The 13,898-nt window shown below is 71.9% G+C and carries 13 protein-coding genes; 7 read left to right on the forward strand and 6 right to left on the reverse strand.

Annotated features, from left to right (window positions below):
- Window positions 1–101 precede the first annotated feature (101 nt).
- Window positions 102–1,409 (reverse strand): enolase C-terminal domain-like protein, encoded by a 1,308-nt coding sequence (locus OQ02_RS35460; protein WP_033443048.1) that lies wholly within the window; start codon window positions 1,407–1,409, stop codon window positions 102–104.
- Window positions 1,410–1,630: 221 nt separating this feature from the next.
- Between OQ02_RS35460 and OQ02_RS35465 the strand changes: the two genes are divergently transcribed.
- The 7 genes from OQ02_RS35465 to OQ02_RS35495 all read left to right on the forward strand — a co-directional run bounded on the left by OQ02_RS35465 (window position 1,631) and on the right by OQ02_RS35495 (window position 9,584).
- Window positions 1,631–2,368, forward strand: coding sequence for a FadR/GntR family transcriptional regulator (locus tag OQ02_RS35465; RefSeq protein ID WP_033443049.1), 738 nt, complete (start codon window positions 1,631–1,633; stop codon window positions 2,366–2,368).
- A gap of 82 nt (window positions 2,369–2,450) precedes the next feature.
- Window positions 2,451–3,428: an aldo/keto reductase gene (locus tag OQ02_RS35470; RefSeq protein ID WP_051773193.1), complete on the forward strand. Its 978-nt coding sequence runs from the start codon at window positions 2,451–2,453 to the stop codon at window positions 3,426–3,428.
- Between the two features lie 61 nt (window positions 3,429–3,489).
- Window positions 3,490–4,173, forward strand: coding sequence for a nickel pincer cofactor biosynthesis protein LarB (larB, locus tag OQ02_RS35475; RefSeq protein ID WP_231500366.1), 684 nt, complete (start codon window positions 3,490–3,492; stop codon window positions 4,171–4,173).
- Window positions 4,170–5,318 carry a nickel pincer cofactor biosynthesis protein LarC gene (larC, locus tag OQ02_RS35480; protein ID WP_033443051.1) on the forward strand — a complete coding sequence of 383 codons (1,149 nt, stop codon included), beginning with the start codon at window positions 4,170–4,172 and terminating at the stop codon, window positions 5,316–5,318. The genes larB and larC overlap by 4 nt, the downstream gene beginning before the upstream one ends.
- On the forward strand, window positions 5,318–6,154 hold the full coding sequence (locus tag OQ02_RS35485) for an ATP-dependent sacrificial sulfur transferase LarE (RefSeq protein ID WP_051773194.1): 837 nt from the start codon (window positions 5,318–5,320) through the stop codon (window positions 6,152–6,154). Before larC ends, OQ02_RS35485 begins: the two co-directional genes overlap by 1 nt.
- A 545-nt stretch (window positions 6,155–6,699) precedes the next feature.
- Window positions 6,700–8,181, forward strand: a complete 1,482-nt coding sequence (locus tag OQ02_RS43110; protein WP_081916171.1) for a non-reducing end alpha-L-arabinofuranosidase family hydrolase — start codon at window positions 6,700–6,702, stop codon at window positions 8,179–8,181.
- 74 nt (window positions 8,182–8,255) lie between these two features.
- On the forward strand, window positions 8,256–9,584 hold the full coding sequence (locus OQ02_RS35495) for a cellulose binding domain-containing protein (RefSeq protein WP_033443052.1): 1,329 nt from the start codon (window positions 8,256–8,258) through the stop codon (window positions 9,582–9,584).
- Window positions 9,585–9,691: 107 nt separating this feature from the next.
- On the opposite strand, the gene OQ02_RS45200 is transcribed toward OQ02_RS35495, so the two are convergent.
- The 5 genes from OQ02_RS45200 to OQ02_RS35515 form a co-directional block, all read right to left on the reverse strand.
- On the reverse strand, window positions 9,692–9,823 hold the full coding sequence (locus tag OQ02_RS45200; RefSeq protein ID WP_231500374.1) for a hypothetical protein: 132 nt from the start codon (window positions 9,821–9,823) through the stop codon (window positions 9,692–9,694).
- On the reverse strand, window positions 9,820–10,071 hold the full coding sequence (locus OQ02_RS45205; protein ID WP_197043641.1) for a X2-like carbohydrate binding domain-containing protein: 252 nt from the start codon (window positions 10,069–10,071) through the stop codon (window positions 9,820–9,822). Before OQ02_RS45205 ends, OQ02_RS45200 begins: the two co-directional genes overlap by 4 nt.
- Window positions 10,026–10,343 carry a beta-galactosidase gene (locus OQ02_RS35505; protein ID WP_231500367.1) on the reverse strand — a complete coding sequence of 106 codons (318 nt, stop codon included), beginning with the start codon at window positions 10,341–10,343 and terminating at the stop codon, window positions 10,026–10,028. Before OQ02_RS35505 ends, OQ02_RS45205 begins: the two co-directional genes overlap by 46 nt.
- A 66-nt stretch (window positions 10,344–10,409) precedes the next feature.
- Window positions 10,410–11,909 (reverse strand): glycoside hydrolase family 43 protein, encoded by a 1,500-nt coding sequence (locus OQ02_RS35510; protein ID WP_033443055.1) that lies wholly within the window; start codon window positions 11,907–11,909, stop codon window positions 10,410–10,412.
- Window positions 11,910–11,930: 21 nt separating this feature from the next.
- Window positions 11,931–13,892, reverse strand: a complete 1,962-nt coding sequence (locus OQ02_RS35515; RefSeq protein ID WP_033443056.1) for a beta-galactosidase — start codon at window positions 13,890–13,892, stop codon at window positions 11,931–11,933.
- Window positions 13,893–13,898 lie beyond the last annotated feature (6 nt).

A 13,898-nucleotide genomic window follows, 5' to 3' on the forward strand; every position in this document is an offset into this window, starting at 1 on the left:
GCGATCGCCGTGTGGCGGAACCGGTGCAGCGCGCATCTCGCGGGCGCTTGGCGTGGCAAGAGTGCGAAGCGCTGTGTCGGGCGATGCGCCCGCGAGCTCGCTCATGCGGTGGCCTGCCGGTTCCAGACGGGCCCGTCGGGGAAGCGGTGGGCGGCGATGGACGCGGGGTGCAGTTCGGCGCTGATGCCGGGTGCGGTCGGGGCGAGGTAGTGGCCGCGGCGGATTCGCACCGGGTCGGTGAAGTGCTCGTGCAGGTGGTCGACGTACTCGATGACGCGGTCCTCGGTCGTGCCGCTGACGGCCACGTAGTCGAACATCGCCAGGTGCTGGACCATCTCGCACAGCCCCACCCCGCCCGCGTGCGGGCAGACGGGTACGCCGAACTTGGCGGCCAGCAGCACGATGGCGACGTTCTCGGTGACGCCCGCGGTGCGACTGGCGTCGAGTTGCAGGACATCGAGGGCACCTGCCTGCAAGAACTGCTTGAACATCACCTGGTTGTGGGTGTGCTCGCCGGTGGCGACCTTCACCGGCGCCAGCGCCTCTCGGATGGCGGCGTGGCCGAGGATGTCGTCGGGTGAGGTGGGCTCCTCGATCCAGTACGGGTCGTACGGCAGGAGCGCGGCCATCCAGTCGATCGCCTGCCGCACGCCCCACGCCTGGTTGGCGTCCACGGCGATCCTGATGTCCGGTCCGACCGCCTCGCGGGCCAGCCGCAGCCGGCGCCGGTCGTCGGCGTGGTCGGCGCCGACCTTCAGCTTGATCTGGGTGAACCCGTCGGCGACGGCTTCCTTCGACAGGCGCACGAGCTTCTCGTCGTCGTAGCCGAGCCAGCCGGGTGTCGTGGTGTAGGCGGGGTAGCCGTGCCGAAGGAGGTGGGCGGCGCGTTCGGCGCGGCCGGGTTCGGCGCGGCGGAGGATGTCGAGTGCTTCGTCGCGGGTGAGCGCGTCTTCGAGGTAGCGGAAGTCGACGAGGTCGACCAGTTGCTCGGGGGACAGCTCGGAGAGCAGCTGCCACACCGGCTTGCCCGCACGCCGCCCGTACAGGTCCCAGACGGCGTTGACGATCGCGGCGGCGGCCATGTGGATGGCCCCCTTCTCCGGGCCGAGCCAGCGCAGCTGGCTGTCGCCGGTCAGCCGCCGGGAGAACGCGCCGAGGTCGCCGAGGACCTGGTCCACGGGCAGGCCGACGACCAGCGGAGCCAACGCCCGCACCGCGGCGACCTCGATGTCGTTGCCCCGCCCCACGGTGAACGCGAGGCCGTGGCCCGCCGCGCCGTTGCTCGTGCGGATGGTCACGTAGGCGGCCGAGTAGTCGGGTTCGGGGTTCAGCGCGTCGGAGCCGTCCAGCTCCCGCGAGGTCGGGAACCGCACGTCGACCGCGTCGACGGCGGTGATCAGCTCAGTCATCGTGCCGAGGACTTGGACATGGGATGGATTTATAGGACCTCGGCGGCCCGATGTCCAGATCGGGGGGCCAATCGGGGCAACGTCGGACCGCATTCAAGCTGGTGCTGCTGGGTTTGACGCTGATCTTCCGCTTCGTTGACACATCCCATCTCTTTCGCGGAGATGGGATGTATTGCTAGCCTGCCCCGGCGCGCACGCCACGTTCCGGGGAGAACCACCGCATGTCACTGACCGACAAGGCGATCGACCGCATCAGGGACCTGATCCAGTCGGGCGAGCTGCCACCCGGGTCCAAGCTCCCCCCGGAACAGCAGCTGGCGGCCGAGCTGGGCCTGTCGCGGAACCTGATGCGGGAGGCGGTCAAAGCGCTCGTCGTCGCGCGGGTGCTGGAGATCCGGCGGGGCGACGGCACCTACGTGACCAGCCTGGAGCCGGAGGTGCTGCTCGGGAGCATCGCGTCCGCGGTGGAACTGCTCAGGGGCGACACCCTGCTGGAACTCACCGAGGTCCGCCGGCTGCTCGAACCGGTCGCCACCGGGCTCGCCGCCACCCGCATCTCCGCGGCGGGACTCGCCGAGGTCGAACGCCACCTGCACGCGATGCGCCTGGCCCGCGACGACGTGGAACTGCTCAACAAGCACGACGCGGCGTTCCACCGGGCGGTCGTGGCCGCCACCGGCAACGCCACGCTGACGACCCTGCTCGAAGGCATCTCCGGTCCCACGGTGCGAGCCAGGGTCTGGCGCGGACTGGTCGACGACAACGCGGCGAGCCGCACCCTGGCCGAGCACGAGGCGATCTACCTCGCCCTGGTCGACCGGGACGCCGCCCTCGCCCAGGCCGCCGCCCTCGTGCACATCACCACCACCGAGCGCTGGCTCCGCGAGCACGTGGACCGGGACGGCGACACCGGTACCGCCGCCGCCAACGGCCGGCCGCTCACGGCGTACCCGCGGTGAGGGGTAGCCCGATGGGACTGCTGGGCGTGAGCCCCGGCATCGACGGGTCCGGTCCGCAGCGCCACGTCCTCGGGCGCGCGTGATGGCGTACTCGCCGCGGCAGTGGTTCGCGGAACGGGTGCCGCTTGGCCGCTCCGGCGTCGCCGTGACCCGTCTCGGCTTGGGCACCGCGCCGCTGGCCGGGTTGTTCTCGGCGGTGGCCGAGGACCAGGCGGTGGCCACGCTGAAGGCGGCGTGGGCGGCGGGCATCCGCTACTTCGACACCGCACCCCACTACGGCGCGGGCCTGGCCGAACGGCGCCTCGGTTCGTTCCTGGCCACCCGGCCTCGTGCGGAGTCCGCGGTCTCGACCAAGGTCGGCCGGCTGCTGGTGCCGGGAGTGGCGCCGGTGGGTGGCGAGGGCTTCTACGACGAGCAGGGCGTGGTCCGGGTGCGCGACTACAGCGCCCACGGGGTCTACCGGTCGCTCTCCGAGAGCCTGGAGCGGTCCGGTCTGGACTCCTTCGAGATCGCGCTGATCCACGACCCGGACCAGCACTGGCAGGAGGCGGTCACGGGGGCGTACCCGGCGCTGGAGCGGCTGCGCGCCGAGGGCGCCGTGCGGGCGATCGGTGCGGGGATGAACCAGACGGCGATGCTCGCCCGGTTCGTCGCCGAGACCGACGTCGACTGCGTCCTCGTGGCCGGTCGGTACTCCCTGCTGGACCGCGGCGCGGCCGACGACCTGCTGCCGTTGTGCGAGAAGCGGCAGGTGGGCGTCATCGTCGGTGGTGTCTTCAACAGCGGCATCCTCGCGAACCCGGTGCCCGGCGCGACCTACGACTACCGCGCCGCCCCGGACGACGTGTGGCGGCGCGTCCGGGCGTTGGCCGCGCGGTGCGCCGAGCACGACGTCCCGCTGGCCGCCGCGGCGTTGCAGTTCCCGCTGCGACACCCGGCGGTGACCAGCGTCGTCGTCGGCGCCCGGAGCGCGCGGGAGGTCACGGAGAACATCGCGCACGCCGCCACCGCGATCCCGGAGGCGCTGTGGGCGGAACTCGACGTGCCGGCGGCGACGTGATCTCGCGCGAACTCCGCACGCTTGCGCCTGCCCTTGTCGTTGTCGTGCAAGGAGGATGAACGTGCCCGGACCGGACGTGGTCGACCTCGGGTTCGCCAAGGTCGACGTCGATCGCGAGGCCCGTCAAGGGCTGCCCGAGGTGGTCTACGGCAGCGGGAAGACACCCGCCCAGGTCGTCGCGATCGTGCGGACGTTGTTGCGGCACAACGACGGTCCGGTGCTGGTTACCCGTGTCGACGGCGAGGCGGCGGCGTCCGTGCTGGAGTCCGTGCCGGACGGCTCGTACGACAGTGAAGCCCGTCTGCTCGTGTGGCGTCCGGCCGCGCCCGCCGGGTTCGGCGTGGTCGTGGCCGCGGCGGGCACGGCCGACCTGCCGGTGGCGCGCGAGGCCGCCGCCGTGGCCACTGCGGTGGGACTCGGCGTCACCACCGTCACCGACATCGGTGTGGCCGGCCTGCACCGGCTGCTCGCCGAGCGGGACCGGTTGCGGGCCGCGGACACGGTCATCGTCGTCGCGGGCATGGAAGGGGCGCTGGCGAGCGCGATCGGTGGTCTGGTCGCGTGCCCGGTGGTCGCCGTGCCCACCTCGACCGGCTACGGCGCCGGGCTGGAGGGCATCACCGCGCTGCTGGCGATGCACGCGTCCTGCGCGGCCGGGATCACCGTGGTGAACATCGACTCGGGGTTCGGGGCCGCGATGGCCGCGTTCCGACTCGCCCGCGTGGTGGGGCGGAGGACGACGTGAGCCGGGTCTGCGTCATCTCGCCGTTCACCGGGCTGGCCGGTGACATGCTGCTGGCCGCGCTGGTGGACGCGGGCGCACCGCTGGACGCGATCCGGGCGGCGGTCGCCGACACCGGTCTGACCGGCTGGGACCTCGCCGTGACCCCGGTGCTCACGCACGGGCTCACCGGCCGCCGGGCCGTCGTGTCGGTGTCCGACGAGGCGACGAGCCGCAAGGCGGGCGAGCTGATCGGCATGGCGGGCAGGGTGCGTGACCGGGTGGTCGCGGACACCGCGGTCGCCGCGCTGCGCGCGATCGCCGAGGTCGAGGGACTCCTGCACGGCGAGGACCCCGACGAGGTGCACCTGCACGAACTCGGCGGTCACGACACGCTCGTGGACATCGTCGGCGTGGCCGCCGCGCTGCGCGCCCTGGACGTGCGGACCGTGCACTGCGAGGCGTTGCCGATCGGCGCCGGGTCGGTCCGCACGGCGCACGGGGTGCTGCCCTGCCCGGCACCGGCGACCTCGGCGCTGCTGCACGGCGCACGCGTCGTGGGCACCACCCTGTCCGGCGAGACCGTGACCCCGACCGCCGCGGCGCTGCTGCGCGCGATCGGCGCCGACTACGGCCCGCCGCCGGACATGCGGCTGTCGGCCACCGGCTACGGCGTGGGCACCAGGACCCTGCCCGACCGGCCCAACGTGGCGGTGGTCAGGCTCGGCGACCGGGAATCCGCGGACGTGCGCGACCTGGTGGTCCTGGAGACCAACCTCGACGACGTCACCGGTGAGGTCCTCGGGTACGTCGTCGCCCTCCTGCTCGACTCGGGCGCGTTGGACAGCTGGATCACGCCCGTCACGATGAAGAAGGGCAGGCCGGCGCACGTGCTGCACGCGCTGGTGGCACCGGAGGCCGCGGACGGGATCGAGCGACGGATGCTCGTCGAGACCGGCGCCCTCGGCGTGCGGCGCACGAACGTGCGGCGCACCGCCCTGCCCCGGACGACCGACACCGTGCAGGTCCACGGGATGCCGGTGCGCCGCAAACACGGACCGCACCACGGCAAGCCGGAGTACGACGACGCCGTCGCCGTCGCCCGCCAGACGGGCCTCCCGCTGCGCGTCGTGCTCGCCATCGCCGCGGAAAGCCTGGAGGAGCACTGATGGACACCGGCGCAGCCGCCGAACGGCTCGTGGAAAGCCTCCGGGTGATCGGCCCCGTCGCCGTGGCCTTCTCCGGTGGCGCGGACTCCGCACTGGTGCTCGCCGCCGCCGTGCGCGCCGTCGGTCCCGACGCGGTGCTCGCGGTCACCGCCGACTCGGCGAGCCTGGCGACCGCCGAGTCGACGCACGCGAGCGCGTTCGCCCGCGCCCTCGGCGTGCGACACGTGGCCCCCGAGACCGCTGAGCTGGACAACCCCGCGTACGCGGCGAATGGCCGGGACCGCTGCTACTTCTGCAAGTCCACCGTGCTGGACGCCATCATGGCGGTCGCGCGGGACCACGGTCTGGCCGCGGTGGCGACCGGGGTGAACGCCGACGACGCGGTCGACCCGTTCCGGCCGGGCATCCGCGCCGGTGACGAGATCGGTGTGCGCACGCCGCTGCGCGACCTCGGGATGACCAAGGTCGACGTCCGCGCGGTCAGCCGCCACTGGAAACTGTCCACTTGGGACAAACCGGCGATGCCGTGCCTGGCGAGCCGGGTGCGCTACGGCGTGACGATCACCCCGGCCCGCTTGGCCAGGGTGGAACGCGCGGAGGTGGCGGTCCGGGCGTGGCTCGCGGACGCGGGCCTGTCGACCCGGGACCTGCGCGTGCGGGACCTCGGTGACACCGGGCGGGTCGAACTCGACCCGCACCTGGTCGACCGCCCCGGGATCGCGACCGCGCTGACCGAGGTGGTCCGGGCGGCGGGGTTCGACGGCGTCGAACTGGCCGTGTTCCGGTCGGGCGTGCTCAACATCGAGGCCGACGCGGCAAAGTTGCGTTTGCGCTAACAAGGTTGCTTGACGTGCAATCTTGCGTTCAGTGACCTGAACGGGCGATCGTGGCGAAGGCGTCTCTGACCATTGCCTATTCAAAGGAACCATCGACGACATTCGACGACAGTCGTTGCGCGGTCGGAGAGTGAGCGCTAACAAGATTGGCGCAGTCGGGCGTTGACCGTGCCCCGGTGGCCGGCTAGATTGACCCGAAAGTGAAAGTGACTCAACCGAAAATTTCGAACCCGTCGGTCGGGCGACTCCGCGCCGGCCGTCCGTCAACGACGACGTCGGGGGACACGGATGCGATTACCGCCTGCGCCGTGCGCGTTCGCCGCGCACCCCGCCTCCCGGTCGCCGGGTAGGGATGCCCCCTGGCGCCGTTGGCCGATCGTGCCCGCGGTGGTGCTCGTTGCCGTGCCGGCACGGTCTCCCGGCGCACAACCATCCATTGAGGACGGTACATCGGCGCGGGCAGATCCGGTGCGGCTCCGAAGACTCGGCCACCACGCGAGTCCGTGAGCCGTCACCCGGCACGATCACCTCAGGAAGGCGAAGCCATGTTCTTGTTACGACGCTTCACGTCGAGGCGCGCGAAGCTGGCCGTCGCGGCGCTCACGCCGGTGGTCGCCCTGTCCGCCCTCGCAGCGGTGTCGGCGCCGGCGTCGGCCGCGCCGGGCTGTTCGGTCGCCTACTCCGCACCGTCCCAGTGGCAGGGCGGGTTCACCGCGAACGTGGCCATCACGAACGTGGGCGACGCGGTCAACGGGTGGACGCTGACCTGGTCGTTCGCCGGCGGTCAGCAGGTGACGCAGGCGTGGAACGCCGACGTGTCGCAGAGCGGGGCGCAGGTGACGGCCCGCAACGTCTCGTACAACGGGTCCATCCCCACCGGCGGCCGGGTCGAGTTCGGCTTCAACGGGTCGTGGACCGGCGGCAACCCCGCACCGACGAGCTTCAGCCTGAACGGCACCTCGTGCACCGGCGGCGTGGGCACCACGACCACGACGTCCTCGTCCACCACCACGTCGACCACGACCTCGACCACGACGACCACCACGACGACCACCCCGCCGACCGGGAACCTGCCGTCGAGCTTCCGCTGGTCGTCCAGCGGCGTCCTGATCGGCCCGAAGCCGGACGCCACCCACGCCAACGTGGCGGTGAAGGACCCGAGCGTCGTCTACTACAACGGCAAGTACCACGTGTTCGCCTCGACGTACACCACCGGCTACAACCTGATGCACACCAGCTTCAGCGACTGGTCGCAGGCGTCCTCGGCGCCGCACACCTACCTGGACACGACCGCCGTCGGCTCCGGCTACAAGGCCGCGCCGCACGTGTTCTACTTCGCGCCGCAGAACCTGTGGTACCTGGTCTACCAGACCGGAGACAACGCGGCGTACTCGACCACGACCGACATCGCCGACCCCAGGTCGTGGAGCGCGCCGAAGAAGTTCTACGCCAACGGCATGCCGCAGATCGTCCGGGACAACATGGGTGACGGCTACTGGGTCGACTTCTGGGTCATCTGCGACACAGCCAAGTGCTACCTGTTCTCCTCCGACGACAACGGCCACATCTACCGGTCGGAGACCACGGTCGCGAACTACCCCAACGGGTTCACCAACACCGTGATCGCGATGCAGGACGCCGACCAGAACCGGCTGTTCGAGGCGACCAACGTCTACAAGGTCGCGGGCAAGAGCCAGTACCTGCTGCTCCAGGAGGCGATCGGTTCGGACGGCAGGCGCTGGTTCCGCTCGTGGACCGCGCCCGCCATCACCGGACCGTGGACCGCGCTGGCCGACTCCGAGTCGAACCCGTTCGCCCGCGCCAACACCGTGACGTTCCCGAGCGGTCAGTGGACGCGGGACATCAGCCACGGCGAGCTGGTCCGCTCCGGCCACGACCAGGTCATGGAGATCAGCCCGTGCAACCTGCGCTTCCTGTACCAGGGCATGGCACCCGACTCGGGCGGTGACTACAACCGGCTGCCCTGGCGGCTCGGCCTGCTGACCCAGACCGGCTCCACCTGCTGACACGCGTTCGACCGGTCGCCGCCGCGACTGCTCACCCGCGCACCTGACGTCCGAACGGCAGAAAAGAGTCTCTGATGATCACGCGTAGGCTTCTCGGGCCCGCGTTGGCGGCGGTGCTCCTCACCGCGGCGGCGACCGGCACGGCGTTGAGCGGAGGGCTCGGCGAGACCGCGCCGTCCTCACAGGTCGGCGCGCTCGCGTCGACGGCGGGCTGCGGCAAGGCACCGACCTTGCGCAGCGGCACGCACACGATCCAGAGCGGCGGCAAGAGCCGCAGTTTCATCCTGAGGGTGCCCGACGGCTACGACAACACCCGCCCGTACCGGTTGATCTTCGGGTTCCACTGGCTCGGCGGCACGATGAACGACGTGTCGTCGGGTGGGTCGAGCGGGACGGCGTGGTCGTACTACGGGATGCAGGAGCAGTCGAACAACAGCGCGATCCTGGTGGCGCCGCAGGGCTTGAGCAACGGCTGGGCCAACTCGGGCGGTGAGGACGTCACGTTCACCGACGACATGCTGCGGCTCATCGAGGGCGACCTCTGCGTCGACACGGCGTTGCGGTTCGCGATGGGCTTCAGCTACGGCGGCGGCATGAGCTACGCGCTGGCGTGTGCTCGGGCGACGGTTTTCCGCGCGGTCGTGGTCTATGCGGGAGCACAGCTGAGCGGGTGCAGCGGCGGGAGCCAGCCGATCGCGTACTTCGGCCTGCACGGCATCACGGACAACGTGCTGAACATCTCGGCGGGACGGTCGTTGCGGGACAGGTTCGTGGCGAACAACGGCTGTGCCGCGCAGAGCCCGCGTGAGCCGGCGCAGGGCAGCCTGACCCACATCGTGACGACGTACTCGTGCCGGGCGGGGTACCCGGTCCAGTGGGCCGCCTACGACAACGGGCACACGCCCGGTCCGGTCGACGGCACCTACACCGAGAACGGCGCCCGGACCTGGACGAAGGGCGAGGCGTGGAAGTTCATCTCGCAGTTCCAGGGTGGCCCCGGCACCACGACGACCACCACTACGAGCACCACGACCACGAGCACCACGACCACCACCACTACGACCACGACCACGAACCCGCCTGGTGACGGCTGCAAGGTGACCGACACCGTCAACGCGTGGAACTCCGGCCTGACGTCGGAGATCGTCATCACGAACACCGGCAGCGCGCCGATCAGCGGCTGGTCGCTGGTGTTCACCCTGCCCGGCGGGCAGACGATCACCTCCGGGTGGAACGCCTCCTACTCGCCCACGTCGGGACAGGTCACGGCCAGGAACGTGTCCTACAACGGCTCGATCGCACCCGGCGGGTCGGTGAGCATCGGCTTCCAGGCCAACCACACCGGCAACGCCGGCAAGCCCGCCTCGTTCACCCTGAACGGCGCGGCCTGCGGCGTCGCCTGACCCACCACCGGTCGTTCCCCGGCACGCGACCGGGGGGCTGGGATGAAGACCGCCGAAGGCTGCGAACGCCTTCGGCGGTCTTCGTCGTCACCACGGCACCGGGTCGGTCAGGCCGTCGTGCCGGTGACCGTGTCGCCCGACTCGGTGACGAGGTACGGCACCTTGTCACCGCTCCAGTAGTGGAACGTGAGCGTCACCCGCGAGTCGTCCTCGACGGCGGTGAAGAACTCAGGCGTCAGGGTGGTGCGACCACCGGCGTGGTCGGGCGTGAACGCCCGGTCGTACTCCTCGAAGCGGTCGTCCCGGTGGCGTCGGACAGCACGGGGATGTCATGGGTGATGACGTGGAACCGCCACAGCTCCCCGTGGGAGAAGCGGGCCGTCAGCACCGCGTTCGTGCCGTAGCCCCGCGAGCCGCTGAGCCTCGTCAGCGCCGAGGCGGTCAGGGTGAGCTGGTCCCCTTCGATCGTGTAGTCCCGGGCGCGCACCGGTTTCGTGTCGGCGGCACCGCGTAGGTGGGCGTGCCGAGGATTACCGAGATGCCGCGTTCGTGCGCGCCGTCGAGGACCGGCCGCAGCCAGTCGAGGTCGAACCGCCCGTTGTCCGGTTCCAAGGTGGACCACACCGACTCGCCGACGCGGATGACGGTGAACCTCGCCCGCGCCATCAAATCGAGGTCTTCGGTCAACCGGTCGTGGGGCTGGTACTCGTGGTCGTAGGCGGCGCCGAACAGGACGCGCGGTGGCATGGATCGATCCATGGCGGGGACCTTCGCTGTCGGGTGGGAGCGGTCGTGACGGGCGGACAGCCGCGCGGGACTCCGGGGTCAGCGGTCGAGCGGCTCGTACTCGGACCAGTCGAAGTGGACGACGCCCGCGGCGGCGTACAGGCCGATGACCCGGCCGGTGAAGCCGCCGGCCACCTCGGTGGAGAGGTAGCGGCCGTCGAGGGTGGCGAGCGTGGTGAACGTCCCGTCCGGTCCGCCGATGCCGAAGGACACGGTGTCGGGACCGGTGCGCGCGTCCCGGAGGTGCTTCTCCTCGTGCACGTCGACGCCGAGGACGAGCGGTCCGGCGGGTACCGCGCGGGACGCCACCACGGTCTTCAGCGAGCCGACGCGGGCGACCACCCGCACCTCGCCGGCGGTCGCCTCGACCTCGTAGTGGTGCTCCTCGTCCAGCCGCACCGCGAGACCGCCGGTTCCGCCCGTGGCGTCCACGAGCGTGCGGGCCCGGCAGGACGGGTGCTGCTGGCGGCGGCCGACGAACACGACGTCGAGCGCGTCCAAGGACTCGCCCCGCGCGCGGAGGGTCAGCCACCCGGCACGTTCCTCCGTGGTGCAGCGCCGCTCCTGGCGGTCGCGCAGCGAGATCCAGGACGGCGGGAGCCGGGGGAGGTCGAAGTCGTCGCGCCGCGCCTCGGCTTCCGCCGGCGCCAGCGGCCAGGGCACGGTCGCCTCCGGCTCCAGCGGGCCGACGACCGGCCAGTCGTCCACCCAGGTGACGGGCGCGAGGAACGTCTCGCGGCCCAGCACGTGCCAGCCCGGCGTCCCGCCACCCGGCCGCACGCCGAGCAGCACCATCCACCAGGAGCCGTCCGGCCCCTGCACGAGGTCGCCGTGCCCGGTGTTCTGGATCGGGTGGTCGGTGCTCCGGTGGGTCAGGACCGGGTTCGCCGGGCACGCCTCGAACGGGCCGGAGGGCGTGCGGCCCCGGGCGATCGAGACGCCGTGGCCGCGTTCGGTGCCGCCTTCGGCGATGAGCAGGTACCAGTACTCGCCGATCCGGTACAGGTGCGGTGCTTCCGGGGCCTTCGCGCCCGGCGCCCCGGACCAGATCCGCCGCGGCGCGTCGAGCACCTGCCCGGTCCGCGGGTCGATCCGGACCTGGGACACCCCGGCGATCGTGCACCAGCAGGCGCCGTCGTCGTCCCACGCCAGGTCGGGGTCGATGCCGGGCAGGTCGGGCAGCAGGACCGGATCAGACCACGGTCCGGCGGGATCGGTGGCGGTGACCAGGAGGTTGCCGTCGCCGCTCACGTTCGTGGTGATGAGCCAGAACCGGCCGTCGTGGTGGCGCAGGGTCGGCGCGTAGACACCGGCGGACGACGGTGAGTCGAGCGGCAGGCGGAGCTGCTCCGGCCGGTCCAGCACGTTGCCGATCTGCGTCCACCGCACCAGGTCCCGGCTGTGGAAGATCGGCACGCCGGGGAAGTACTCGAAGCTGGAGCAGACGAGGTAGTAGTCGTCGCCGACGCGGCAGACGCTCGGGTCGGGGTGGAAGCCCGCGAGCACGGGGTTGGCGAACGTGCTGTGGTTCGGTGACATGACGCCCTTTCGTGGCGACGGTCAGGGCATCCGGAGCACGGCGCAGCCGTGTGGCGGCAGTTCGGTCAGCGGACCACCGGTGAGCAGGTCGTGCGCGGCCTCGGGGAGCGGGACGGTGTCACCGCCGTGGTTGAGCAGGAAGCACCACCCACCTCGGGTGACGGCCTCCACGCCGGGCGGCCACTCGCGGACCACACCGGCTTCTTCGAGCAGCCGTGCGACCAGCGCGGTGTAGTCGGAGGTGTCGAGGACGGTCGAGAGGTACCAGCCGTGGCCGGCGCCGAACGCGTGGCGGGTGAGCGCCGGACGTCCGGCGAGCATCCCGTGGGTGTAGGCGGCGACCGCCTCCGCGCCGTCGAGGTGCAGGTACTCGCTCCACACCGTGCCGTGCGCGCCGTCGGACAGCGTGATCCGCTCCTCCTGCCGCAACGGCCGCGGCTCTTCCACCCGGATGCCGAGGGCTTCGCGCAGTGGCGGGGCCGGGTAGCCGCCGAGACGGGCGTGGGGGCGTTCGTCGACCACGCCGCTGAAGTGCTGGACGAGCAGCGTGCCGCCGTCGGCGACGTAGCGGTGGAGGTTCGCCGCACCCGCATCGGACAGCAGGAGCAGGGCGGGTGCCAGGACGAGTCGGTACCGGCTCAGGTCGTGCTCCGGGTGGGCGAAGTCGGTCACGACCCCCGCGTCCCACAACGCCCGGTGCGCCCGCCGGAGCATCGAGTGGTAGTCGAGGTCGGGGGAGGGCAGGCCGTCCGCCTCCGACGCCCACCACGCCTCCGCGTCGTGCAGGACGGCCACCTCGGCGGTCACGGTCGACCCGGCCACCTCCCCGAGCCGGGCGACGGCCTCGCCGACCGCCGCCACCTCGCGGAAGATCCGGCTGTCCGGCCCGGCGTGCGGGACCATCGCCGAGTGCCACGTCTCGGCGCCCGCCTTCGACTGCCGCCACTGGAAGAACAGCGCGCCGTCCGAGCCGCGCGCGATGTGGCCCAGCGTGTGCCGCAGGATGTCGCCCGGTTCCTTCGGCAGCACCCGGCCTTCGGCGTAGACGGTGTTCGCGCCCTGCTCCATGAGCAGCCACGGTCGGCCGCCGCCGAGCGAACGGGCGCGGTCCGCGCCGAACGCCGTGTCCGCCGCGGCGTCCAGGCCCGGCCGGTCCGGGTAGTGGTCGACGGCCACGAAGTCCAGCTCGCGGCCGAACGCCCACAGGTCGAGGTTCTGGTAGCCGGGCAGCATCAGGTTCGTGGTCACCGGGAGGTCGCTGTGCGCGCGGATCGCGTCGCGCTGCTCCCGGTAGGCGGCGAGGGCCACATCGGACCAGAACCGGCGGAAGTCCAGCGACTGCCCGGGGTTGTGGTGCCACTGCGTGGCGCGCGGCGGCAGCACGTCGTCCCACGAGGTGTAGCGCTGGCTCCAGAACGCCGTGCCCCACGCCTCGTTCAGCGCGTCCAGCGTGCCGTGCCGGTCGCGCAGCCAGGTGCGGAACGCGGCGGCGGCGTGGTCGCACCAGCAGAGCGTGGCGTACTCGTTGTGCACGTGCCAGAGCGCGACGGCGGGGTGCCGGCCGTAGCGCTCGGCCAGCGCGGAGGCGATGCGGCGGGCCGCGTCGCGGTAGGCCGGCGCGGCGAGGCAGTAGGTGTCGCGGCTGCCGTGCACGAGCCGGACGCCGTCGGGGGTCACCGGCAGCGCGTCCGGGTGCGCCCTGGTGAACCACGGGGGAGGGGACGCGGTCGGCGTGGCCAGGTCGACGGCGACGCCGCCCGCGTGCAGCCGGTCGAGGTGGGCGTCGAGCCAGGCGAAGTCGTAGCGGCCTTCCTCGGGCTCCAGCAGGGCCCAGGAGAACACGCCGACGGTGGCGAGGTTGACCCGCGCCCGGCGCATCAGCTCGTCGTCCTCGGCCCAGACGGCTTCGTCCCACTGCTCCGGGTTGTAGTCACCACCGAAGGCGAGGCCGCCCAGCCGCCCGGTCAGGTCGCGCGTCGTCATGCTGCT

Origin of the sequence: Saccharothrix sp. NRRL B-16314 (assembly GCF_000716595.1) — a bacterium.
In the GTDB taxonomy this organism is placed as follows: domain Bacteria; phylum Actinomycetota; class Actinomycetes; order Mycobacteriales; family Pseudonocardiaceae; genus Actinosynnema.

Bases quoted from the DNA above. Each gene is read 5' to 3' on its own strand.
- OQ02_RS35460 (WP_033443048.1), bottom strand. From the start codon at position 1,409: ATGACTGAGCTGATCACCGCCGTCGACGCGGTCGACGTGCGGTTCCCG.
- OQ02_RS35465 (WP_033443049.1), top strand. From the start codon at position 1,631: ATGTCACTGACCGACAAGGCGATCGACCGCATCAGGGACCTGATCCAG.
- OQ02_RS35470 (WP_051773193.1), top strand. From the start codon at position 2,451: ATGGCGTACTCGCCGCGGCAGTGGTTCGCGGAACGGGTGCCGCTTGGC.
- OQ02_RS35485 (WP_051773194.1), top strand. From the start codon at position 5,318: ATGGACACCGGCGCAGCCGCCGAACGGCTCGTGGAAAGCCTCCGGGTG.
- OQ02_RS43110 (WP_081916171.1), top strand. From the start codon at position 6,700: ATGTTCTTGTTACGACGCTTCACGTCGAGGCGCGCGAAGCTGGCCGTC.
- OQ02_RS35495 (WP_033443052.1), top strand. From the start codon at position 8,256: ATGATCACGCGTAGGCTTCTCGGGCCCGCGTTGGCGGCGGTGCTCCTC.
- OQ02_RS35505 (WP_231500367.1), bottom strand. From the start codon at position 10,343: ATGGATCGATCCATGCCACCGCGCGTCCTGTTCGGCGCCGCCTACGAC.
- OQ02_RS35510 (WP_033443055.1), bottom strand. From the start codon at position 11,909: ATGTCACCGAACCACAGCACGTTCGCCAACCCCGTGCTCGCGGGCTTC.
- OQ02_RS35515 (WP_033443056.1), bottom strand. From the start codon at position 13,892: ATGACGACGCGCGACCTGACCGGGCGGCTGGGCGGCCTCGCCTTCGGT.